Origin of the sequence: Agromyces sp. NPDC058064, from assembly GCF_042885275.1 — a bacterium.
Taxonomy (GTDB): domain Bacteria; phylum Actinomycetota; class Actinomycetes; order Actinomycetales; family Microbacteriaceae; genus Agromyces.
This window is the reverse complement of the sequence record NZ_JBHVSE010000005.1, coordinates 158,477-181,500: the sequence shown is the minus strand read 5'-3', so window position 1 is coordinate 181,500 and position 23,024 is coordinate 158,477. Positions and strand designations below refer to the sequence as shown.

Genomic DNA, 23,024 nt, shown 5'->3' with positions numbered 1-23,024 from the left:
ATACATCAGATTACTCAAGGCGATACACCCGTTCGGCGGTGCCGCCGAGCACCGCGTCGCGATCGTTCGGCTCGAGATCGTCGAGGCACTCGCGCATGACGCGCCAGGTCGGCTGATAGCCCCCGTGCGGCACCGTCATCGGCCAGTCGCCACCGTACATGACGCGATCGGGCGTGAATCGCTCGATCGCGAGCTCCCAGAGCGGGCGCACCGAGTCGATCCCGAACGTCGCCCCGGGCAGGTGGAGTCCCGAGAACTTGACGACCGTGTTCGGCAGCTCCGCGAGCGCGACGAACTCGCGCTCCCACTCCGCGAACCCGTCGCGGCCGACGGGCGGCTTGGCGAGGTGGTCGATGACGACCGTGAGCCCGGGCAGCGACCCGGCGAGCCTGCGTGCCGCGCCGAGGTGGCGCGGCCACGCGTCGGGCACGTCGAACGCGAGGCCGCGCGCGGCGACCTCGGCGAGCGACGCCCGGACGGCGGGGAGCTCGAGGAACTCGTCGCGCGGGTCGTCGTGCACGAGGTGGCGGATGCCGCGGAGCCGTCGTTCACCGGCCAGCGCGTCGAGCGCGCCGAGCGCTGCGCGCGTGTCGTCGAGGGGCACCCAGCCGACGACGCCGAGCACCCAGTCGTTCGCCGCGGCGACGTCGAGCATGAAGCGCGTGTCGGCGGCCGAATCCTCGGCCTGCACCAGGATCGCGCCGTCGATCCCCGCGGTGTCGAGCTCGGCGCGCGCCTCCCGGGGGCCGAAGTCGGCGTACAGCGCGCCGAGCTCGGGGGTGATCCAGCCGTACTCGCCGACCGAACGATCCCAGAGGTGCAGGTGCGCATCGATGGTGCGCGGCCGGTCGTTCATGGGATGAGCCCCTGCTCGGCGAGGCTCGTCCAGAACTCCTCGGGCAGCGGCTCCGCCATGCGGGCGAGGTTCTGCTCGACGCTCGACGCCCTCGCCGAGCCGACCACGACCGAGCGCACGGCGGGGTGGCGCAGCGGGTACTGGATCGCGGCGACGGGGAGCTCGACGCCCTCGGCGGCGCAGGCCTCGGCCAGGCGCCGGGCGCGGGCCAGCACCTCGGAGGGTACCGCCGCGTAGTCGTACCGCGCGCCCGCCTCGGGCGACGCGGTCGCGAGCAGGCCCGAGTTGAAGACCGCCGCGGCGACGACGCCGACGCCCCGCGACTCGCACAGGGGCAGCAGCTCGGCGAGCGCAGGCTGCTCGAGCAGGGTGAAGCGGCCCGCGATCATGACGAGATCGAGGTCGCCCTCGCGAACGGCGCGCGCCGCGGCATCCGCGCTGTTCGTGCCGATGCCGATGGCGCCGACGACGCCCTCGTCGCGCAGCTTCGCGAGGGCGGGCAGCCCTTCGGCGAGCCCGCGGTCGAGGTCGTACGCGTCGGGGTCGTGGAGGTAGGCGATGTCGATGCGATCGAGGCCGAGCCGCTCGAGCGAGTCCTCGATGCTCCGGCGCACGCCGGCCTCGCTCGGGTCGAACCGGCGCACCGTGCGGTCCGGCACGGCGTACTCGTGTGCCAGGTCGTCGCCGCCCGAGAAGTCGGGGTTCGGCTCGAGCACGCGGCCGACCTTGGTCGACAGGAGGTACTCGTCGCGGGGGCGGCCTCGGAGGAACTCCCCCATCCGCCGCTCGGAGAGCCCGAGGCCGTAATGGGGCGCGGTGTCGAAGTAGCGGATGCCTCCGGCCCACGCCGCGTCGAGCGCCGCCTCCGCGTCGGCGTCCGCGACCTCACGGTAGAGGTTGCCGATGGACGCCCCGCCGTAGCCCAGCCGGCCGAGGCCGGCCGGCTGGGCGGATCGTGCCGAGGTGCTCACGCCGGCACCTCGGTGACGTGCGCACCGCGCCAGGTGTAGCGGTCGATCGAGGCCTCGTGCATCTCGGTGCCGGCGCCGGGCGCGGTCGGGGTGAGATACCGGCCCCGCTCGACGACGGCCGGCGTGACGAAGTGCTCGTGGAGGTGGTCGACGAACTCGACCATGCGGCCGTCCATCGTGCCGGACAGGGCGACGTAGTCGAACATCGAGAGGTGCTGCACCGCCTCGCAGAGCCCGACGCCGCCCGCGTGCGGGCACACGGGCACGCCGTACTTCGCGGCGAGCACGAGGTTCGCGAGGTTCTCGTTGACGCCGCCGACGCGCGCGGCGTCGATCTGCATGACGTGCATGCCGCCGGCCTGGAGCAGTTGCTTGAACACGATCCGATTCTGGACGTGCTCGCCGGTCGCGACGCGCACGGGCGCGACGCCGCGCGCGATGGCGGCGTGGCCGAGGATGTCGTCGGGGCTCGTCGGCTCCTCGATCCAGGCGAGGTCGAACCCGGCGAGCGCGCGCACCCACTCGATCGCCTCGTCGACGCCCCAACGCTGGTTGGCGTCGATGGCGATCGGGAAGCCCTCGCCGACGGCGGCGCGGGCGATGCCGAGGCGACGCACGTCGTCGTCGAGCGAGGCGCCGACCTTGAGCTTGATCTGCGGGTATCCGTCGGCGACGGCTTCGCGGCAGAGTCGCTCGAGCTTCTCGTCGGAGTAGCCGAGCCACCCCGGGGTCGTCGTGTAGGCGGGGTAGCCGAGCTCGAGCAGCTTGGCGGTGCGCTCGGCACGGCCGGGCTCGGCGGCGCGGAACAGCTCGAGCGCCTCGGCCGGGGTCACGGCGTCGGAGATGTACCGGAAGTCGATGAGCGAGACGAGCTCCTCGGGGCTGAGCCCGGCGAGCAGCTGCCAGAGGGGAAGGCCCGCGCGCTTGGCCTTGAGGTCCCACAGGGCGTTGAGCGCGGCGCCGATCGCCATGTGCATGACGCCCTTCTCGGGGCCGAGCCAGCGCAGCTGCGAGTCGTGCGCGAGCAGGCGCCATGCGCCGCCCATGTCGTCGAGCAGCGCTTCGACGTCGCGGCCGACCAGGTGGGCGCGCAGGGCGTCGAGTGCGGCGACCTGCACGTCGTTGCCGCGGCCGATGGTGAACACGAAGGCGTGCCCGGCGAGCCCGTCGGCGGCGTCCGTGCGGATGACGAGGTACGCGGCCGAGTAGTCGGGGTCGGGGTTCATCGCGTCCGACCCGTCGAGTTCGAGGGAGGTCGGGAACCGGATGTCCCGGGTATCAACGCTGACGATCGTGCTCATGACGTCCTTTCGTGGGGCGACACGAGCATAAACATCGGATGTCTCGGCTGTCAACCGTGAACTTCTGTGCAAGAATCTCGGTGAAACCGGCCTGACCGCAGTGGATACTTCAGATGTTCACGCAGCGCCGCGAGTGGAAGGACCAGCGATGAGATTCGCCAGGCTCGGCGACCCCGGCTCCGAGATCCCCGTGCTCCTCGACGGGGCGCGCACCCTCGATCTCCGCGGCGTGACCCGCGACATCGACGCCGCGTTCCTCGCCGGCGACGGTCGCGAGCGCGCCGGTGAGGCCCTCGAGGCCGGCGAGCTGCCCGAGCTCGAGGGCGCGGACGGACTGCGCATCGGCGCCCCCATCGCCCGGCCGGGCGCCGTGTACTGCATCGGCATGAACTACGCCGCGCACGCCGCCGAGTCGGGCTCGGCGCCGCCCGAGCACCTCGTGATGTTCATGAAGTCGCCGAACACGGTCATCGGCCCGAACGACGACGTCGCGATCCCCCGCGGCAGCACCAAGACCGACTGGGAGGTCGAGCTCGGCATCGTGATCGGACGTCGCGCGAGCGCGCTCGACTCCCCCGCCGACGCGCGGGCGCACATCGCCGGCTTCGTCACCGCCAACGACCTCTCGGAGCGCGACTGGCAGCTCGCCGTCTCAGGCGGCCAGTGGTCGAAGGGCAAGAGCGCACCGGGCTTCTGCCCCACCGGCCCCTGGCTCGCGACGCCCGACGAGCTCGACGCCGACGACGTGCGGCTCCGCAGCTTCGTCAACGGCGAGCCCCGGCAGGACTCGCGCACGGGCGACCTGATCTTCGGTATCGACACGATCGTGTGGCAGCTGAGCCAGTACCTCGCCCTCGACCCCGGCGACCTCGTGCTGACCGGCACCCCGGAGGGCGTCGCCCTCTCGGGCCGCTTCCCCTACCTCGGCGCCGGCGACGTCGTCGAGATCGAGATCGACGGGCTCGGCCGCCAGCGCCAGCGCTACGTCGACGCCTGACGCCGCGATCGAGAGGAACACCATGAGCAAGGAACTCACCGGAACCGCCGAGTTCGAGGGCCTCGTCGCCGTCGTCACGGGCGGCGCGTCGGGCATCGGCGCCGCCATCGCGGCCCGGCTCCGGCAAGGCGGGGCGCGCGTCGCCGTCTTCGACCTCGCACCGGATGCCGCCCCGCACGCCGATCTCGCGGTCGCGGTCGACATCGCCGACGACGCGAGCGTCCGCGCGGGGGTCGACCGCGTCGTCGCGGAGTTCGGCCGGCTCGACGTCGTCGTGAACAACGCCGGCATCGGCGCCCAGGGCGACATCGCGGCGAACGACGACGACGAGTGGCGCCGCGTGCTCGACGTCAACGTGCTGGGCACGGTGCGCGTGTCACGGGCCGCCCTGCCTCACCTCCGCGTCTCCCCCGCCGCGGCGATCGTGAACACCTCGTCGATCGCCGCGACGGCCGGCCTGCCCCAGCGGGCGCTCTACAGCGCGAGCAAGGGCGCGATCTCAGCGCTCACCCGGGCGATGGCCGCCGATCACCTGCGCGAGGGCATCCGCGTGAACGCCGTGAACCCCGGCACCGCCGACACCCCGTGGGTGGGGCGGCTGCTCGACTCGGCCGACGACCCGGCGGCCGAACGCGCCGCGCTCGAGGCGCGTCAGCCGCACGGGCGCCTCGTCGACCCCGACGAGGTCGCCGGCGCCGTCGCGTACCTCGCGAGCCCGGCGTCGGGGTCGACGACGGGCGTCTCGCTCGCCGTCGACGGCGGCATGCAGGAGCTCCGGCTTCGACCCGCCCAGTAGCGGTACGCGCGGCCGGCGGTCGCCCCGCCGGCCGCGCGACCCCATCCCGCCGACGTCGCACCGAGGACCCCGTCGATTGTCGACACCGCGGCGTATGCGAACGCATTCGTTGTACATGCCGCACAGAGCGGTCGGAGACGGGCCCGCTAGCCTAGACAGGTGAAGTTCGCGCACCTGAGAGCCGAAGGCCAATCGACCCCTCGACTCGCGGTGGTCGTCGCGGAAGCCGCGATCTTCCTCGACGAGATCATGGCCGAGGCGCCCCGCGACCTCCAGGACCTCATCGAGCAGGGCGACGAGGGGCTCGCCGCGGTCCGCGAGGCCGTCGACGCGGGTCTCGCCGCAGGCGCGGGCCTGACGCCCGTCTCCGAGCTCCGGCACTCCTCCGCCGTGCTCCGCCCGGCGCAGGTCATCGCCATCGGTGCGAACTACGCCGCGCACGCCTCCGAGCTGAAGCTCCGCTCCGAGACGGCGATGACGATCTTCTCGCTCTGGCCGAACTCGCTCGCGGCGCACGGCGCCACCACGACCTGGCCCGGCGACCTCGCCACCCAGGTCGACTACGAGGCCGAGCTCGGCGTGATCATCGGCAAGCCCGCCCGCGGCGTGCAGGCCCGCGACGCCCTCGACTACGTGTGGGGCTACACGGTCGTGAACGACATCACCGCCCGCGACATCCAGTTCAGCGAGGCGCAGTGGTCGCGCTGCAAGTCGTTCGACGGCTTCACGCCGACGGGCCCCGTCGTCGTCACCGCCGACGAGATCCCCGACCCGCAGGATCTCTGGCTCACCACGAACCTCGACGGCCGCATCCTCCAGGACGCGTCGACCAACGAGATGGTGCGCAGCGTCGCCGACATCATCGAGTACCTGTCGCGCTCGGCGACCGTGCCGCCCGGCACCCTCATCTCGACGGGCAGCCCCGGCGGCGCCGGCTACTCGCGCAACCCGCAGGTGTTCCTCCGCGACGGCTCGACCGTCACCGTGACGATCGAGGGCATCGGCTCGCTCACGACGCACTGCCGCGTGATCTGAGCCGGGCCCGCCGCGAGCGGGCGAGCCGGGTCCGCCACGAGCGACGGGCCCGGGGCGCCGCGCACGGCGACGCCCCGGCGTATCCGCCCTACTCGTGCGGTTCGGAGTGGAGCTCCTGCACCGGGATCACCGTCGTGATCGGCCGGATGCCCGAGAGCTTCGAGGGCTGCAGCTGGGCCATCACCTCGTCGCGGCTCATGAGCCCGGCCTCCACGACCAGGTCGGCGACGGGGCGGCCCGTGGCGAGGGCCAGCTTCGCGAGCTTCGCCGCCTCGGTGTAGCCGATGAACGGGATGAGCGCGGTGATCACGCCCACGCTCGACGCGACCATCTGCTCGAGGCGGTCGGTGTTCGCCGTGATGCCGTCGACGCAGTTGACCCGGAGGGTCCAGCAGGCCTGGCGCATCCAGGTGATCGACTGCAGCAGCGAGTGCGCGATCACCGGCTCGAAGGCGTTGAGCTGCAGCTGGCCGCTCTCGGCCGCCATCATGACGGTGACGTCGGCCCCGGCGACCGCATAGGCCACCTGGCTGACGGCCTCGGGGATGACGGGGTTCACCTTGCCCGGCATGATCGACGAGCCCGCCTGCATCGGCGGAAGGTTGATCTCGCCGAGCCCCGCCTGCGGGCCCGACGAGAGCAGGCGCAGGTCGTTGCAGATCTTCGAGAGCTTGATGGCGCTGCGCTTGAGCGCGCTCGAGAAGGTCATGAAGACGCCCGTGTCGCTCGTCGCCTCGATGAGGTCGGGCGCCGTCTCGAGCCGCAACTCGGTGATCGCGCTCAGGTGCTCGACGACGGATGACGCGTAGCCCGGGTCGGCCGTGATGCCGGTGCCGATCGCGGTCGCCCCGAGGTTGACCTCGCCGAGGAGCTTGATCGTCTCGCGGAGGCGATCGATGTCCTCGCCGAGCGTCGTGGCGTACCCGTGGAACTCCTGGCCGAGGGTCATCGGCACGGCGTCCTGCAGCTGGGTGCGGCCGACCTTCAGCACCTCGTGGAACTCGCGGCCCTTGCGGCTGAACGCGATGCGCAGCTGGTCGAGCTCGACGAGCATGGTGCGCAGCGAGAACGCCATCGCGACCTTCACGGCGGTCGGGTACGTGTCGTTCGTCGACTGGCTGCGGTTCACGTCGTCGATGGGGTGGATCACGTCGTAGCGGCCCTTGGGGTAGCCGGCGATCTCGAGCGAGAGGTTCGCGATGACCTCGTTCGCGTTCATGTTCGTCGACGTGCCCGCGCCGCCCTGGATCACGCCGACGACGAACTGCTCGTGCAGCTCGCCGTCGATGATGCGCTGGCAAGCCTCGTCGATCCACGCCGCCTTCTGCGAGGTGAGCACGCCGACGTCGCGGTTCGCCCGGGCGGCGGCCTGCTTCACCGAGGCCAGCGCGACCACGAGCTCGGGATAGACCGAGATGGGCCGCTTCGAGATCGGGAAGTTCTCGAGCGCCCGCTTCGTGTGCACGCCCCAGTAGGCGTCGGCGGGCACCTCGACCGAGCCGAGCGAGTCGGTCTCGATCCGGGTCGCCGGGGTGGTCTCGGGCACGTGCATGTCGTTCCTCCACGGAGCCGTGCGGCGGCGTCATCGTTCGGACGCACCGGAACCGGCCCCATCGCCTCAGTCGCGCGGGATCGCCGCGCGGTCGTCCCTCCGAGCCTATCCCGCGAGGCCGCCGCGAGGGCACTCCGCGAGGCGGGCGAGGCGTCCGGTTCCCGCCCCCTGGCGGGACGCTCTGCACGGGTCGGCGGCGGCGCACGACGAGCGGGGCCCGGGCCGAGCCCGGGCCCCGCTCGGGGCGCTGCCGCCGTGCCGCCTAGAGGAACGCGAAGGGCAGCAGCGCGAGGCCGAAGACGGCCGCCCCGAGCGCGACGAGCGTCGCACCCGCGAGGATGACCGCGTTGAGGACGATGCCCCAGATCGCCATGGTGCGGGCGGCCGGCTCGCGCTTGAGCGCCATGATGCCGAGCACGAGGCCGACGATCGGCACGACGAAGCTGTAGCCCGCGACGATCGAGACGATGCCGAGCACGAGGCTCGCGATGCTGAACCCGCGCGACTCCGCGATCGGCGCGGCAGCGGGGTGCGGCTCCGCGTACGGCGCCCGGGTTGCGGTGTCGGTGACGGTGGTCATGGTCGGTCTCCTGTTCGTGAGGTCCCGTTGGTGGGTATGAGACCACGCTACGGACGTGGCACGGCCTCCGACATGGGGCTATCCCCCCGGTACGATCTGAGGGATCCCACCCCTCGACTCCCGAACGGAGCAGCATGACCCTGCCCTGGACCCTGCACGGCGACGGCAAGAACGTCCGACCCGGTGAGGTCGTCGCCCCCGGCGAACGACTCAGCTGGCCCCGCACGATCGGCCTCGGCGCGCAGCACGTCGTCGCCATGTTCGGCGCGACCTTCCTCGTGCCGATCCTCACGGGCTTCCCGCCCGCGACGACCCTGTTCTTCTCGGGCCTCGGCACGATTCTCTTCCTCGTGATCACGAAGAACCGGGTGCCGAGCTACCTCGGCTCCTCGTTCGCGTTCATCGCCCCCATCACCGCCGCGATGGGCGCGGAGGGGATCGCCGACCCGATGGGCGCCGCGCTCTTCGGCATCGTGGTCGTCGGCGTGCTCCTCGCCCTCGTGGGCCTCCTCGTGCAGTGGGTCGGCACGCGCTGGATCGACGCGCTCATGCCGCCCGTCGTCGCCGGTGCGATCGTCGCCCTGATCGGGTTCAACCTGGCGCCCGCTGCGAAGAACAACTTCATGCTCGCCCCGTTGACCGCGCTCATCACCCTCGCCGCCGTGATCATCGCGAGCGTCGCCTTCCGCGGCATCCTCGGGCGCATGTCGATCCTCCTCGGCGTCGTGATCGGCTACGTCGCCGCGGCGATCCAGGGTGAGATCGACTTCGCCCGCATCGAGGATGCCGCGTGGATCGGCCTGCCCACCTTCCACCTGGCGGCGAACCCGTTCACGGACTCGGCGATCTGGGGCTTCCTCCCCGCCTTCCTGCCGGTCGTGCTCGTGCTCATCGCCGAGAACGTGGGCCACATCAAGGGCGTCGCCCAGATGACCGACCCCTCGGTCAACACGTCGACCGGCCGAGCGCTCTTCGCCGACGGCCTCGCCACCACCGTCGCAGGCCTCTTCGGCGGCTCGGGCACGACGACCTACGGCGAGAACATCGGCGTGATGGCCGCGACCCGGGTCTACTCGACCGCCGCCTACTGGATCGCCGGCATGGTCGCGGTGCTGCTCGGCCTCTCCCCCAAGTTCGGCGAGGTCATCAACACGATCCCCCCTGGCGTGCTCGGCGGCGTCACCACCGCGCTGTACGGCCTCATCGGCATCATCGGCGTGAAGATCTGGCTCGACAACAAGGTCGACTTCTCGAAGCCGGTGAACCAGTTCACCGCCGCGACGGCCCTCATCATCGGCATCGCCGACTTCACCTTCGCCGTCGGCGGGGTCTCGTTCAACGGCATCGCGCTCGGCACGATCGCCGCCATCGTGATCTACCACGTCATGAACGGCATCGCGAAGGCGCGCGGCACGAACTGAGCACCTCCACGAGAGACACGGATGCCCCGGGCCGCAGTCGCAGCCCGGGGCATCCGTCGTTCGCGCGGGATCAGGCGAAGAGCGCCTCGATCGGCCCGCGCGCGAAGTACAGCACGAAGCCGGCGGCGACGACCCACAGGAGCGGGTGGATGGACTTGGCCTTGCCCGACAGCGCGTTGACGACGACCCAGCTCACGAAGCCCGCCCCGATGCCGTTCGCGATCGAGTACGTCATCGGCATGACGGTGACGGTGAGGAAGACCGGCAGCAGCACGCGGTAGTCGGTGAAGTCGATGTGCTTGATCTGCGAGAGCATCATGGCGCCGACGAGCACCAGGGCGGCGCCGGCGATCGCACCGGGCACGAGCGAGGTGAGCGGCGTGAAGAACATCGCGAGCAGGAACAGGCCGCCCGTGACGACGTTGGCGAGGCCGGTGCGCGCGCCCTCGCCGATGCCCGAGCCCGACTCGACGAAGACCGTCGCCGACGACGACGAGGTGCCGCCGCCGACGATGGCGCCGACGCCCTCGACGACCAGCGCCGACTTGATGCGCGGGAAGTCGCCCTTCCCGTCGGCGAGGTCGGCCTCCTTGGCGAGGCCGGTCATGGTGCCCATCGCGTCGAAGAAGTTCGAGAACACGAGGGTGAAGACGATCATGACGAGCGCGAGGACCCCGACCTTGGAGAGGTCGAAACCGAAGTCGACGGCGCCGATGAGGCTCAGGTCGGGCAGGCTCACGATGCCGCCGGCGAAGCCGAAGTCGAGCCCGAACGGCCAGATGGCGTTGGTCACCGCGGCGAGCACCGTGCCGCCGACGAGCGCGATGAGGATCGCCCCCTTCACGCGGAGCGCGATCAGGATGCCGCCCGCGAGCAGCGTGATGACGAAGAGCAGGGTGGGCAGGCTCGCGACCGAGCCGCCGATGCCGAGGTCGACCGGGGGCGACGGGTTGCCGGTGGCCGTGACGAAGCCCGCGTTCACGAAGCCGATGAACGCGATGAAGAGCCCGATGCCGACCGTGATCGCGAGCTTCAGCTCCACCGGGACGGCATCGAAGATCATCTTCCGCAGGCCCGTGGCCGCCAGCAGCACGATCACGATTCCGTTGATCACGACGAGGGCCATCGCCTCGGGCCAGGTGACCGAGCCCACGACCGAGAACGCGAGGAACGCGTTGATGCCGAGACCGGCGGCGAAGGCGAACGGCAGGCGCGTGACGAGGCCGAAGAGCACCGTCATGACGCCGGCGGTCAGCGCCGTGGCCGCGGCGACCGCGGCGCCGTTCAGCACGTTGCCGTCGACGTCGGGCGTCGACAGGATGATCGGGTTGAGGATGACGATGTACGCCATCGTCACGAAGGTGACGATGCCGCCGCGCACCTCGGTCGCGTAGTTGGAGCCGCGCTTCGTGATCTCGAAGAAGCGGTCGACGGCGCCGACCGGCTGCTGCTCGGCCGGGTCGGCGGGGTCGGTCGTCGGGGTGGTTGCAGTGGTCATCCGGGAACCTTCGATGAGGGACGAGCGCCGGGGGCGCACGACGGGTGGTCTGTCGAGTATGGAGTTGGGGTGGTGGAACGGGTGCGCGACGCGGTCAGCTGAACATCTTGATGATGTGGTCGCCGACGATCAGGTAGATGCCCACGAGCACGGCCACGCCGCTGAGCGCGAAGCAGACCCAGGCGCCCACGAGCGCGGCGCGCTTCTGGCCGTCGGTGAGGGGGCTCTTCTTGGCGGCCTTCTTCGCGCGCTTCTCGGCCTGCTTGATCTCGGCGGGCGTCACGATGGTGATCGCGTCGGTGAACTCGGCCGGCGTGACGATCGGCGTACGCCCCGAGACCGTCAGCAGGCGGATGCCGAGCGAGTAGGCGGAGACGACCACGACGGTGCCGATGAGCGCCGAGACGAACACGAGGAGGAACGCGAGCCAGTCGATCACGACGTCACCTTCTTCTTCGGCTTGGGGTTGCGCTTGATCTTCACGGCGCGGCCCGAGTGCGCGACCTCGCTGACGACGTTGTGGTGCGAGACCTCGCTGCGACGCGACCACAGGAAGATGCCGACGATGACGCCGACGCCGACGACCGTGTCGATGATGACGCCGATGACGCCCATGTGCGCGACGAGCGCGGCGAGCGCGCCGACGGCGCCCGCGGCCGGCAGGGTCAGCAGCCAGCCGACGCCGATGCGCCCCGCGGTGCGCCAGCGTACCTTCGAGCCGCGGCGCCCGAGGCCCGAGCCGATGACCGAGCCAGAGGCGACCTGCGTCGTCGAGAGCGCGAAGCCGACGTGGCTCGAGGCGAGGATGGTCGCGGCGGTCGCGGTCTCGGCCGCGAAGCCCTGCGCGGGCTTGACGTCGGTGAGGCCGGTACCGAGGGTCTTGATGATGCGCCAGCCGCCCATGTAGGTGCCGAGCGCGATCGCGACCGCGCAGGTCACGATGACCCACGGGTACACGTCGCTGCCGGCGGGCTGCAGCCCGGCGGCGACGAGGGTGAGGGTGATGACGCCCATGGTCTTCTGCGCGTCGTTCGTGCCGTGCGCGAGGGCCACGAGCGAGGAGGAGAAGATCTGCGCGTGGCGGAAGCCGTCGCGACCGTCGGGCTTGCCGTCGTAGCGGCGCGTGATGGCGTACGCGAGCTTCGTCGCGGCGTAGGCGATGAGGCCCGCCGTCAGCGGGGCGAGGATCGCCGGGAGGATGACCTTCGACATCACGACGGAGAAGTCGATCGCGCTGACGCCGAAGCCGACGAGGGTTGCGCCGATGAGGCCGCCGAACAGGGCGTGGCTCGACGACGAGGGCAGGCCCAGCAGCCAGGTGATCATGTTCCACACGATCGCGCCGATGAGGCCGGCGAAGATCAGCTCGGGCGTGATCAGCACGCCGCCGTCGCCCTCCTTGATGATGCCGCCCGAGATCGTCTTCGCCACCTCGGTGGAGAGGAACGCGCCGACGAGGTTCAGGAGGGCTGCGAGCGTGACCGCGGTCTTCGGCTTCAGCGCACCGGTGGCGATCGGCGTCGCCATCGCGTTGGCGGTGTCGTGGAAGCCGTTCGTGAAGTCGAAGAAGAGCGCCAGTGCGATGACCAGCACGACGATGAGGGTGAGATCCACCGGCGTCTTTCTTGCGAGAGGGAAGAGTTCACCTGGAGTTCAGGAACCCCGTCGATCCTACGCGACCGATCCGTGCTCCGTCACCACGGTGGCGAGATCCTCGCCGAACACGAAGGTACGGCGCACCTCGCCGCCCGCGAGCACGCCGGGCAGCCACCGTTTCGCGTCGTCCCACATCTGCGCGTACGGCACCTCGGCGAGGGCGAACCACTCGGGGTCGAGCTCGTCGGATGCCACGGGGTCGCCCTGCCAGCGACGGCCGACGAACACGCTCGACTCCTGGCTCCACGACTCGCGGTGCGGGAAGTGGTAGCTGAGGAGGCCGCGCGGTTCGAGGTCGCCTGCGGCCACGACGAGCCCCGACTCCTCGAAGACCTCGCGCACCGCGGCATCCACCGCCTGTTCGCCGGGTTCGAGCTTGCCGCCGAGCCCGACGTAGTAGCCCTCGCCCAGCCCGTGCTTCTTGCGCCCGAGGAGCACCTCGGTGACCCCGTCGCGTTCGCGCAGGAGGTAGCAGACGCAGACCTGGTACATGTCAGCCGAAGAGGACGCGCGCCTCGTCGTAGCGCGACTGCGGCACCCGGTTCAGGGTGCCGACGGCCTCGGCGATCGAGACGGTCTCGATGTCGGTGCCCCGGAGGGTGACCATCGAGCCCCACGCGTTGTCGTAGACGGCGTCGATCGCGGCCATGCCGAGGCGGGTGGCGAGCACCCGGTCGTACGCCGACGGCGCGCCGCCGCGCTGGATGTGGCCGAGCACGGTCGCGCGCGACTCGATGCCCGTGCGCTCCTCGATCATGGGGGCGAGGATGTCGGCGATGCCGCCGAGGCGCGGGCGGTTGAACGCGTCGAGGCCCTTGTGCGAGTGCGCCTCGTCCATGCCCTCGAGCGTGAAGCCCTCGGCGACGACGACGAGCGGGGAGCGGCCGCGGTCGCGCACCGACTCGACCCACTCGCAGATCTGCTCGATCGACTGGGGCTGCTCGGGGATGAGGATCGCGTGCGCTCCCCCGGCCATGCCCGAGTGCAGGGCGATCCAGCCGACGTGGCGGCCCATGACCTCGAGCACCATGCAGCGGCCGTGCGAGTCGGCGGTCGTGCGGAGGCGGTCGATCGCCTCGGTCGCGATCTCGACGGCCGTGTCGAAGCCGAAGGAGTAGTCGGTCGCGGCGAGGTCGTTGTCGATGGTCTTCGGCACGCCGACGACGTTGATGCCGCCCTCGTCGTGCAGGCGGCGGGCCGCCGTGAGCGTGCCCTCGCCGCCGATCGCGATGATCGCGTCGATGCCGTGCTCGTCGAGCATGCGCTGGATGTTCTCGGGGCCGCCGCCCTCGCCCTCGAAGGGGTTGGTGCGGCTCGAGCCGAGGATCGTGCCGCCCTGCTTCGAGAGCCCGCGCACGTCGTGGCGGGTGATGGGCATGATGTCGGCCTCGACGACGCCCTTCCAGCCCCAGCGGAAGCCGACGAACTCCGTCTCGTGCGAGATGACGCCCCGGAGGACGGCACCGCGGATGACGGCGTTCAACCCCGGGCAGTCGCCGCCGGAGGTGAGGATTCCGATCTTCATGACGCGTGGGACTCCTTGCACTGGGGGAAATCGTCGCTGGAGCCGCTTCATCGGGGCACGACGTTCGGAAGTCTAGCGAACCTCGACTCTGCGACGGCCGCTCGGGCGGGCCCTCGAATCAAGCTCGCCAGAAAGCCGCAAGCTTCGCGCCAGCCGCGGGTCGCTACCGAGCGGGTTCCATCCCGACGGCGAGCACTCCGTCTGCTCACGACGCCGCCGCCTCGGGCGCCTCGCCGGCATCTTCCGTTCCCCACCACCGTGCCTGGACTCTCGCCCGCGCCTCATCGAGTTCTTCCCCGATCGAGAGGACAGGAGAACATTCACCTGCCGCTGGAGGAACGCCTCGAGCTGACCTCGCACGTACATCTCCGCCGTCAGCGACCCATGCGCCATGACGGCGAGGCGGCTGTCGGCCTAATGGACGAGCGCAGCGAGGCTCCGCGCGGATTCCTCGAGTCGATTTGAGTCCTGCATGACTGAGAATGGCGTGGAGTTGCGCTGAAGCACGAGTGGCGGTCTCGCCGAGAGTCCGTTCAGATCGAGGTCGACGAAAAGGCAGTTGTTGGTGACACCCAGACGGGTCGATGTACCCACCGTCAACTCGCCGATGCCGGAGACGGGCACGGCCATGACGACCTCCCCATCGGGGAGATTGTGTACGGAGAGCACTTCGTGCTCCACTTTCACGACGTAGATGAGGGAGAGCTTCACCCGCTCCGCTCTGAGCCTCCCGAATTCCACCTCGGTCTCATGCAGCCGTGCGCCCACCCACAGGAGATCGGTTGCGTCGCCCGAGAGCCGAGGCAGTCCTGCAAGCAGTCTCCGGGTGTGGCGCGTGTAACTCAAATATGCGATCGCGAGGATCATCGCCGTGATCCCGAGCCCTTGCACGACAACGAGGAGCGGATTGGAGAGCTGCACGGCTCGTGCACCCAGCGCCAGCCCTTGGCTCAGCACGAAGACAGTGAAGAGTGCGCCCGGAATGAGCGATGCGCTCGCGCTGCGATTTCGAGACATCTCACCGACACGGTGACTTCGTCGACTCCTCGAGCCCAGCCCTACAGCGCCCCGTCGAGCGCCTGCCGGAGCAGGTGCTGCAGGGCGTCGAGCTGCACCGAGTCGGCCGAGCCCGGCTCGACGTCCTGGCCGTCGAGGGCGCGGGCGGCGAGGCCCTGCTTCGAGTCGATGAGCTCGGCGATGCGGGCGTCGATCGTGTGCGCGGCGATGATGCGCCACGCGGTGACCGGCTCCTCCTGGCCGATGCGGTGCACGCGGTCGATCGCCTGCGTCTGCTCGGCGGCCGTCCAGCTGAGCTCGGCGAGCACGACGTTCGACGCGGCCTGGAGGTTCACGCCGACGCCCGCCGCGGTGAGCGAGCAGACCGCGACCGAGACCTCGGGGTCCTTGTTGAACGCGTCGATCGCGGCCTGGCGCTGCAGCGCGGTCTGGTCGCCGCGCAGCGACACCGTACGCAGTTCGCGTGCAGCGAAGGCCGCCTCGGCCTGGTCCATGACGTCGATGTGCTTCGCGAAGAAGACGACCTTGCCGACCGAGCGGGCGAGCTGGGCGGCGTAGTCGGCCGCGAGGCCGGCCTTCGCCTGGCCGATGCGGCGCACCATCGTGAAGACGTTCTCGCCCGACTTCGACGACTTCGACTCCTCGAGCTCGGCGCTCGCGACGGCCCGGATGAACTGGTCGCGGGTGTCCTCGTCGAGGTCGCCGACCTTGAGGTGGCGGGCCTCGACGAGCGCGCGGAACCGCGAGGCGAGGCGATTGCCGAGCTCGCGCTCGGCGGCGCGCACCGAGCGGCCGAGCTCGTCGTCGAGCTCGACGGGCAGGTCGGCGATGCGCTTGGCCGGCAGGTCGGCCGCGACGTCCACCTTGCGGCGGCGCACGATGCCGAGGTCGATGACGGTGCGCCGGGCCTCGGAGTAGAAGCCGGGCTCGGCGGGGGTGAGCCCGGTCTCCTCGAGCTTCGCGAGGAGCTCCGCAGAGGGCTTGTCGCCGTCGATCCAGCCGAGGAACTTCCAGATGGCGCGGAAGTCGTCGACGTCGTTGATGAGCGGCGTGCCCGTGAGGGCGAGCAGCAGCGGGTTGCCGCCGGGGGTCGACTTGCGGATGCGCTCGGCGAGCGCGAGCACGTTCTTCGAGCGCTGCGACTGCAGGTTCTTGATGAAGTGCGCCTCGTCGACGACCATGCCGCGGAAGCCGAGCGTCGACAGCCACGCCATGTGCCGGTCGAGCACGTCGTAGTTCACGATGACGACGTCGGCGAAGGCGTCGAGGGTGTCGCCGTCGCCGTGGATCACGGTGGCGCGGCGGTGCGGGGTCCACCGTTCGACCTCGCGCGCCCAGTTCATCTTCACGACGTTCGGCACGACCGCGAGCAGCGGGTAGGCGTTCGCGACGGATGCCGCGAGCACCGACTGGGCCGTCTTGCCGAGGCCGGGCTCGTCGGCGAGCAGGAACGCGCGGTGGCCCTCGCGGGCGCTCTCGATGAATCGGGCCTGGTGCTTCATGAGCTCGAGGCCGCGCGGCGAGAGCCGGTCGGCCTTCGGCGCCTCGGGCAGCTCCATCGAGGCGGCCTGGCCGCCCGAGCCCTGCTCGAACGACTTGAAGAGGGGGCCGAGCAGCTCCCAGTTGGCCAGCCGGCGCACGGGCACGAGCGGCGCGGCGGGCTTCGAGAAGTCGGGCGCGAGGAACGGGTTCGCGAGCTGGCGCGACTTCACCGAGGCGGGGATGACCTGGTTCTCGGAGACCTCGAGCTTCGCCTCGGGCTCGCGCGTGATGATGAGTTCGTCGGGGCTCAGCTCGGCGCCCGACTCGAGCAGCCAGTCGCGGCGGAATCGCTGCGCGACGGTGGAGATCGAGGCGTCGGGCTCGAGCAGCTGGATGAGGCTCGTGTCGCGCGCCGCGGTCTTCGCGAGGATCTGCGCGATGCCGTCGAGCCGCTTCAGGAGCTCGCCGCGGGCCGCGTCGCCGATCTCGGCGTCGGCCTTGACCCGGGCGCGCTCCTCGCGCATGAGCAGCGCGATGACCTGGAACTTGGTGCGGTTCGTCGGGCCGAGCTTGCCCTTCTGCGCCTTCTGCTCGACCTCTCGCACCTTGCGGGCGAGGATCGGGATGATGGGTGCTTCGTCGTCGCGCGAACGCGTACGCTGCCGCTGCCTCGTCTGGGCCATGGTCCTCCCGTTTCCTTCGTGCCGTGCCCGGCACGCCCCCTCGGCACCACCTGGTGGTCGAGCCCGCACGCTGCGGCTCGGATGCCGCGCGGCGCGGTACGCCGAATCCCGAACCGAGCAGCGGCGAGCGGGGCTCGCACGGTCGGCCGAAGAACGGATTCGTCGGGCGCTTCCCCCATTCTAGCGGGCGAAGGGCCTCCGGCGTGAACCGCGTGTCACCCGACGACGTGCACGGCGTAGCTGAGCAGGAACCCCGCCGTCGCGAGCAGCCCCGTGAAGGCGTGCGCCGTGCGGAACGCCTCGGGGATCATCGTGTCGCAGATCATCGCGAGGATGGCGCCCGCCGCGATGGCCGTGATGAACGCCGTGAGCTCGCCCGGGGCGTCGTCGAGCAGCACGTAGCCCGCGAGCGACGCGAGCGCGCTCGCGAGCGCGATGCCCGCCCAGAGCACGAAGACGTACGTGCGGGAACGCCCGCTCTCCTTCAGCGCCGCCGTCGAGGAGAGCCCCTCGGGGATGTTCGAGATCAGGATCGCGACGAAGACCGGCACGCTCACTCCCCCGCCGCCGACCATGCTGAGCCCCAGCACCGCCGACTCGGGGATGCCGTCGAGGAGCGCGCCGACGGCGATGCCGGTGCCGGTGCCCGGGTCCTCGCCCGTGCCGCGCGGGTTGCGCTTGTCGAGGCGGTCGAGCAGCTGGTTCGCGAACACGTAGACGATCGCTCCGACGGCGAACCCCCCGACCGTCGGCCAGAAGCCGCCCTCGTCCTGCGCCTCGAGCACGAGGTCGAAGGCGAGCGCCGAGACGAGCACGCCCGAGCCGAAGGCCATGATGGATGCCACGACGCGCGTCGGCACCTTCACGTACCACGCGATGACGGCGCCGAGGAGGAGCGCGCCGCCCGCGAGGAGTCCGGCGATGCCCGCGAGGATCCAGTCGGCCATGCTGCGAGCATAGGGACCGGGGCTACCCGTTCGCCGCCGACGCGCCTACCCTTGAGACATGGACGAGCTCGCGGGGGCGGGCGCGGAGTTCGCGCCCGAGGACGACGATTTCACGGTCTCGCAGGACACCGAGTTCGACGAGGCCGACGAGGCGCATGACGACGACGGGCGCTCGCTCGACGACGTGCTCGACGAGGAGGTCGAGGGCCTCGACGCCGAGCGGAGGGTCGATCTCGGCGACGAGCGCGCGGCTGCGGCGGGCGAAGCCGGGTAGCAGCTCGCCGGCAGGTCGGCGCGGTCGCGACCACGCTCGGGCCAGGGCCGGGGCGGGCCGGGTTAGACGCCCCCGCCGCCGCCTCCGCCGCCACCGCCGCCCGACGAGCCGCCGCCGCCCGAGCCGCTCGACGACGAGCTCGAGCTCGATCCCGACCACGAGCTGTTCGACGAACTCGAGAACGAGGCGACGCCCGCCGAGAAGTAGGCCGCGTTGAACCCGCTGCTGCCCGAGTACCAGTCGGGCTGTCGGCCGAGCTGCTCGTAGAGCACCGCGAGCTCGCGGCTCCAGTCGCGCTCGAAGCCGAACAGCACGGCGTACGGCAGCAGGCGCTCGTTGAGCTTCAGCACCTGGCCGAGATCGCTCGTGTCGATGCGGAGCGCGCCCTCGGGGCTCTGCAGCACCCGGATGCGGTCGGCCTCGGCGAGCCGGATGTACGTCCGCAGGCCCTCGAGATGGTCGCGGAGCTCGCGGCCGCGCTCGGTGAGCGGCCGAACCGACGCGACCGTCCCGATCGCGAGCAGCCCGGCGAGGATCGCCACGATGAAGCAGAGCGCGGGCCAGCCGCCGCCCATCACCGAGGTGAGCGCGATGACGCCGAGCACGAAGCTCGCGACCGCCGCGATGCCGGCCCCGATCGCGAGCAGGAGGCGGAGGCCGTGGTCGGGGCTGCGCCGGAGCCCGGCCGCGACGACCCCGCTCGACACCCGCTGCCTGATCGCGAGCAGCCGCTTGCCGAGCGCAGTGTCGCTCGACTTCATCTCGCGCAGGGCGCCGGGCTGCGGCGGGCTGCCGAAGAGCGCCTCCATGACCGCCCGGGCGTGCTCGTCGCCCGCGGGACCGCCGCCGGTGAACTGCACGGCGTAGCGGCGGGACCCGGTCTCGACGACGCGGAGCTCCCCGGCGACGGCGCGCTCGAGCACCGTCGCGGTGACCCCCCGCGACATGCTGCCGACGAGCTCGGCGGCGACGAACGCGGAGACGCCCTCGGGCGGTTCGTACTGCGCGATGATCGTGCCCCGGCCCGGGTGGCTGCGCCACCGGCCGAGGCGGAGCGCGAGCGCGACGGCGGCGGCGGCCACGGCGAGCGCCGCCGCGATCGCGCTGCCGACGGCGGCGGGCGACGACCAGAAGGAGTCGTCGCGCGGCACGACCGTGCCCGGCTCGAACGCGACCGCGAAGCTGAGGTTCTCGTACGGCCCGAGCCCGGCGGCCTCGGCCACGACGACCGCCCCGTCGTCGACGGGCTCGCTCGTCATCGAGTCGCAGGGGTCGCTCGATCCCGACCACCCGCGGTAGCAGGCCATGTCGCCCGTCATCGCGTCGGCGAGCTCGGCCGAGAGGCGCAGCTCGCCGCGCACGACGCCGAAGGGCTGCGCCCACCCGGTGCCGTTGACGTCCCAGTAGATCTCGTCGATCGCCGCGTCGTCGGGCACGTGGGTGACGTTGTGCATGCGGTAGTGGAACACGTAGGTCTGCTCGCCGTGCACGAAGCCGTCCGCACGGCTGGTGACGAGCAGGAACTCGTCGTCCTCGTCGGCCTCGGTCTCGAAGGGACGAGGCGCGCCCGAGGCATCCGTCACCGATTCGACGACCAGGTCGACCGGATGCCCGTCGTAGTTCAGCGGGATGGCTCGGCGGATGCCGTGGTTCTGGTCGAACTCGGGGAACACCGCGACGAGCGTCTCGGTGACCTCCATCACCGAGCGCCCCTCGTCGTCGAGCGAGAGCTCGTAGACCGCGTCGAAGGAGTCGAACACGAAGTCGTCGGGTCCGGCGCGCACGCCGAGCGGACTGATCGCCGCGGGAGCGACGGCGGCGGGCCCGGCCGCCGCGTCGAGCGGTCGGGATGCCCCGCGCTCCCCCGCGACGGCGGGCGCGGCACCGAGGGCGCCGACCAGGAGCAGGGCGGAGGCTGCGGCCGAGAACGCGGCGGCGAGTCGTGCGACGGCGGCACGGCGGGCGGGGCGACGGGGCATGCCCCAACGCTAGCCGCCGCCGCGCCGGTTCGTCAGGTGCGTCGCGGGTCAGGCCCGACGCAGTCGGAGGCTGTTCAGCACGACGAAGATGCTCGAGAACGCCATCGCCGCACCCGCGATCATCGGGTTCAGGAACCCCGCCGCCGCGAGCGGGATCGCCGCGACGTTGTAGGCGAAGGCCCAGAAGAGGTTGCCGCGGATCGTGCCGAGCGTCGCGCGGGCGAGCGAGATCGCGTCGGGGATCGCGCCGGGCTCGTCGCGCGTGAGCGCGAGGTCGCTCGCGCTCGCCGCCGCGTCGGTGCCGCCGCCCATCGCGATGCCGAGGTCGGCCGCGGCGAGCGCTGCGGCGTCGTTGACCCCGTCGCCGACCATCGCGGTCTTGCGCCCCGCGGCCTGCAGCTCGGTGACGGCCGCGAGCTTGCCCTCGGGGCTGACCTCGGCGTGCACGCGCTCGATGCCGAGCTCGGCGGCGACGCGTTCGGCGGGGCGATGCGCGTCGCCCGTGAGCAGGATCGGCTCGAGCCCCTGGGCGCGCAGCCGGTCGACGGCCTCGCGGGCACCCGGGCGGATCGAGTCGCCCACCTCGAGGAGCGCGCGCACCTCGCCGTCCCAGCCGACGGCGACGGCGGTGGCGTCGGAGGCGGCGGCCCGCTCGGCGAGCGCCGCGGGCAGGGTCATGCCGAGCCCCTCGAGGAAGGCGGGGCGCCCCACGGCCGCACGGACGCCGTCGACGCTCGCCGAGACGCCGAGGCCGGCATGCGCACGGAACTCCTGCGCCTCTGGCACGACGACCCCGCGCTCGGCTGCGCCGTCGACGACGGCCCGTGCGATGGGGTGCTCGGAGCGCTGCTCGAGGGCGGCCGCGACGCGGAGCGCGGCGTTCGGCTCGGTGCCGCCGGTCGTGGTGACCTCGCCGAGGCGCATGCGGCCGGTCGTCAGGGTGCCGGTCTTGTCGAGCAGGATCGTGTCGATGCCGGCGGTGCGGTCGAGGGTCTCGGGCCCGGTGATCAGGATGCCGCGCTCGGCGCCGCGGCCCGTGCCGACGAGGATCGCCATCGGCGTCGCGAGCCCGAGCGCGCAGGGGCAGGCGATCACGAGCACGGCGACGGCCGCCGTGACGGCCTGCTCGACGGGGCTGCCGGTCGCGATCCAGACGATCGCGGTGCCGACGGCGATCGCGATGACGATCGGCACGAAGACCGCCGAGATGCGGTCGGCGAGGCGCTGCGCCTTCGACTTGCCGAGCTGCGCGTCCTCCACGAGGCGGGCGATCTGGGCGAGCCGGGTGTCGGCGCCGACGCGGGTCGCGGTGACGACGATGCTGCCGCCGTGCACGATGGTCGCCGCGGTGACCGCGGCACCTGCCGCGACGTCGACCGGGGCGGGCTCGCCCGTCAGCATCGACTCGTCGACGCTCGCCTCGCCGTCGGCGACCACCCCGTCGGCGGCGATGCGCTCACCCGGGCGCACCACGAAGCGGTCGCCGGGGCGCAGCGCGCCGATCGCCACCCGCACCTCGGTCTCGACCGCGCCGGCTCCGCCGCCGTCCGGCCCTCGCAGCACCGAGACCTCGCGCGGGGCGAGCTCGAGCAGGGTGCGCAGCGACCGGCCCGCGCGGCGCTTCGACTTCGCCTCGAGCACCCGCCCGAGCAGCAGGATCGTGATGACGCCCGCCGCGACCTCGAGGTAGATGTCGCCGCCGGGCGTGCCCCGCACGCCGAACGACCACTCGTGCGTCATGCCCGGCATGCCGGCGTGCCCGAGGAACAGCGACCACAGCGACCACGCGAAGGCGGTGAGGGTGCCGAGCGAGACCAGCGTGTCCATCGTGAGGGCGCCGTGCCGCAGGTTCTGCCAGGCGGCGCGGTGGAACGGCCAGCCGCCCCACACCACGACCGGTGCGGCCAGGGTGAGCGAGAGCCACTGCCAGTAGGTGAACTGGAACGCCGGGATCATCGCGATGACCACGACCGGCACGGTGAGCACCGTCGAGACGACGAGCCGGGTCATGAGCGGGTCGGATGCCTCGCGGCGGGTGCCCGTCGTCGCGCCGGCGTCGGCCGGGTCGTACTCGCCGTCGCCGGCAGCCGGCGAGGTGTCTGCCGCGGGGCCGCCCGCCCCGGCGCGTCGGGTCGCGGTGCCGATGGACGGCTCGGTGGCCGCGAGCGACGGCGACGCCGTGGCATCCGCCGGTACGACGGGGGTGGCCGTGTAGCCCGCCTGGTGCACCGCCTCGACGAGGGCCTCGATGGAGGTGCTCGACGGGAACGTGACCCGCGCTCGTTCGGTCGCGAGGTTGACCGCGGCCTCGACCCCGTCGAGGCGGCCGAGGCGCTTCTCGACGCGGCCGACGCAGCTCGCGCACGTCATGCCCTCGATGTCGAGGTCGATGGTGCGGACCGGTGGCGTCTCGAGCGTCGTCATGCGTTCGAGGGTACCCCCTAGGGGTATTCG

General features: G+C 71.7%; 20 protein-coding genes. 5 read left to right on the top strand and 15 right to left on the bottom strand.

Annotated features, from left to right (window positions below):
* Positions 1-10: 10 nt before the first annotated feature.
* Genes ACFVSL_RS16365 through ACFVSL_RS16355 form a run of 3 tightly spaced genes read right to left on the bottom strand, consistent with a single transcriptional unit; the run spans position 11 to position 3,128 of the window.
* The gene (locus tag ACFVSL_RS16365) at positions 11-856 is read right to left on the bottom strand and encodes an amidohydrolase family protein (protein WP_386942038.1); all 846 of its coding nucleotides are present in this window, start codon (positions 854-856) and stop codon (positions 11-13) included.
* Complete coding sequence (locus tag ACFVSL_RS16360) at positions 853-1,827, bottom strand: aldo/keto reductase (protein WP_386942037.1); 975 nt, start codon at positions 1,825-1,827, stop codon at positions 853-855. Before ACFVSL_RS16360 ends, ACFVSL_RS16365 begins: the two co-directional genes overlap by 4 nt.
* On the bottom strand, positions 1,824-3,128 hold the full coding sequence (locus ACFVSL_RS16355) for an L-fuconate dehydratase (RefSeq protein WP_386942036.1): 1,305 nt from the start codon (positions 3,126-3,128) through the stop codon (positions 1,824-1,826). The genes ACFVSL_RS16360 and ACFVSL_RS16355 overlap by 4 nt, the downstream gene beginning before the upstream one ends.
* 148 nt (positions 3,129-3,276) lie before the next feature.
* Here ACFVSL_RS16355 and ACFVSL_RS16350 point away from each other — a divergent pair, with 148 nt between their 5' ends.
* The 3 genes from ACFVSL_RS16350 (at position 3,277) to ACFVSL_RS16340 (ending at position 5,956) form a co-directional block, all read left to right on the top strand.
* Complete coding sequence (locus ACFVSL_RS16350) at positions 3,277-4,125, top strand: fumarylacetoacetate hydrolase family protein (protein WP_386942035.1); 849 nt, start codon at positions 3,277-3,279, stop codon at positions 4,123-4,125.
* 22 nt (positions 4,126-4,147) lie between these two features.
* The gene (locus ACFVSL_RS16345) at positions 4,148-4,921 is read left to right on the top strand and encodes an SDR family NAD(P)-dependent oxidoreductase (RefSeq protein WP_386942034.1); all 774 of its coding nucleotides are present in this window, start codon (positions 4,148-4,150) and stop codon (positions 4,919-4,921) included.
* Between the two features lie 159 nt (positions 4,922-5,080).
* Positions 5,081-5,956 (top strand): fumarylacetoacetate hydrolase family protein, encoded by an 876-nt coding sequence (locus tag ACFVSL_RS16340; protein WP_386942033.1) that lies wholly within the window; start codon positions 5,081-5,083, stop codon positions 5,954-5,956.
* A gap of 88 nt (positions 5,957-6,044) precedes the next feature.
* Here ACFVSL_RS16340 and ACFVSL_RS16335 read toward each other — a convergent pair whose 3' ends face one another.
* Positions 6,045-7,508, bottom strand: a complete 1,464-nt coding sequence (locus ACFVSL_RS16335) for an aspartate ammonia-lyase (protein ID WP_386942032.1) — start codon at positions 7,506-7,508, stop codon at positions 6,045-6,047.
* 262 nt (positions 7,509-7,770) lie between these two features.
* A complete protein-coding gene (locus ACFVSL_RS16330) occupies positions 7,771-8,088 on the bottom strand; it encodes a DUF4190 domain-containing protein (RefSeq protein WP_386942031.1) in 318 nt (105 codons plus the stop codon).
* Positions 8,089-8,222: 134 nt separating this feature from the next.
* Between ACFVSL_RS16330 and ACFVSL_RS16325 the strand changes: the two genes are divergently transcribed.
* On the top strand, positions 8,223-9,509 hold the full coding sequence (locus tag ACFVSL_RS16325) for a uracil-xanthine permease family protein (protein ID WP_386942030.1): 1,287 nt from the start codon (positions 8,223-8,225) through the stop codon (positions 9,507-9,509).
* 70 nt (positions 9,510-9,579) lie between these two features.
* Here the strand turns inward: ACFVSL_RS16325 and ACFVSL_RS16320 are convergent, their stop codons facing one another.
* The 8 genes from ACFVSL_RS16320 to ACFVSL_RS16285 all read right to left on the bottom strand — a co-directional run bounded on the left by ACFVSL_RS16320 (position 9,580) and on the right by ACFVSL_RS16285 (position 18,317).
* Complete coding sequence (locus ACFVSL_RS16320; protein WP_386942029.1) at positions 9,580-11,007, bottom strand: NCS2 family permease; 1,428 nt, start codon at positions 11,005-11,007, stop codon at positions 9,580-9,582.
* Between the two features lie 94 nt (positions 11,008-11,101).
* Entirely contained in the window at positions 11,102-11,446 is a 345-nt protein-coding gene (locus ACFVSL_RS16315) for a peptidase (RefSeq protein WP_386942028.1), read from the bottom strand.
* Complete coding sequence (locus tag ACFVSL_RS16310) at positions 11,443-12,621, bottom strand: anion permease (RefSeq protein WP_386942027.1); 1,179 nt, start codon at positions 12,619-12,621, stop codon at positions 11,443-11,445. Before ACFVSL_RS16310 ends, ACFVSL_RS16315 begins: the two co-directional genes overlap by 4 nt.
* A gap of 57 nt (positions 12,622-12,678) precedes the next feature.
* Positions 12,679-13,155 (bottom strand): 8-oxo-dGTP diphosphatase, encoded by a 477-nt coding sequence (locus ACFVSL_RS16305; RefSeq protein WP_386942026.1) that lies wholly within the window; start codon positions 13,153-13,155, stop codon positions 12,679-12,681.
* A 1-nt stretch (position 13,156) separates the two neighbouring features.
* Positions 13,157-14,188 carry a 6-phosphofructokinase gene (locus ACFVSL_RS16300; RefSeq protein ID WP_386942025.1) on the bottom strand — a complete coding sequence of 344 codons (1,032 nt, stop codon included), beginning with the start codon at positions 14,186-14,188 and terminating at the stop codon, positions 13,157-13,159.
* A gap of 414 nt (positions 14,189-14,602) precedes the next feature.
* Positions 14,603-15,205 carry a hypothetical protein gene (locus tag ACFVSL_RS16295; protein ID WP_386942024.1) on the bottom strand — a complete coding sequence of 201 codons (603 nt, stop codon included), beginning with the start codon at positions 15,203-15,205 and terminating at the stop codon, positions 14,603-14,605.
* A gap of 41 nt (positions 15,206-15,246) precedes the next feature.
* Positions 15,247-17,370 (bottom strand): DEAD/DEAH box helicase, encoded by a 2,124-nt coding sequence (locus ACFVSL_RS16290; protein ID WP_386942023.1) that lies wholly within the window; start codon positions 17,368-17,370, stop codon positions 15,247-15,249.
* 215 nt (positions 17,371-17,585) lie between these two features.
* Complete coding sequence (locus ACFVSL_RS16285; protein WP_386942022.1) at positions 17,586-18,317, bottom strand: ZIP family metal transporter; 732 nt, start codon at positions 18,315-18,317, stop codon at positions 17,586-17,588.
* Between the two features lie 58 nt (positions 18,318-18,375).
* Here ACFVSL_RS16285 and ACFVSL_RS16280 point away from each other — a divergent pair, with 58 nt between their 5' ends.
* Positions 18,376-18,591: a hypothetical protein gene (locus tag ACFVSL_RS16280; RefSeq protein WP_386942021.1), complete on the top strand. Its 216-nt coding sequence runs from the start codon at positions 18,376-18,378 to the stop codon at positions 18,589-18,591.
* Between the two features lie 62 nt (positions 18,592-18,653).
* On the opposite strand, the gene ACFVSL_RS16275 is transcribed toward ACFVSL_RS16280, so the two are convergent.
* Both ACFVSL_RS16275 and ACFVSL_RS16270 read right to left on the bottom strand, forming a co-directional pair.
* Positions 18,654-20,570: a DUF2207 family protein gene (locus ACFVSL_RS16275; protein WP_386942020.1), complete on the bottom strand. Its 1,917-nt coding sequence runs from the start codon at positions 20,568-20,570 to the stop codon at positions 18,654-18,656.
* Positions 20,571-20,618: 48 nt separating this feature from the next.
* Positions 20,619-22,994, bottom strand: a complete 2,376-nt coding sequence (locus ACFVSL_RS16270) for a heavy metal translocating P-type ATPase (RefSeq protein ID WP_386942019.1) — start codon at positions 22,992-22,994, stop codon at positions 20,619-20,621.
* Positions 22,995-23,024: the final 30 nt, after the last annotated feature.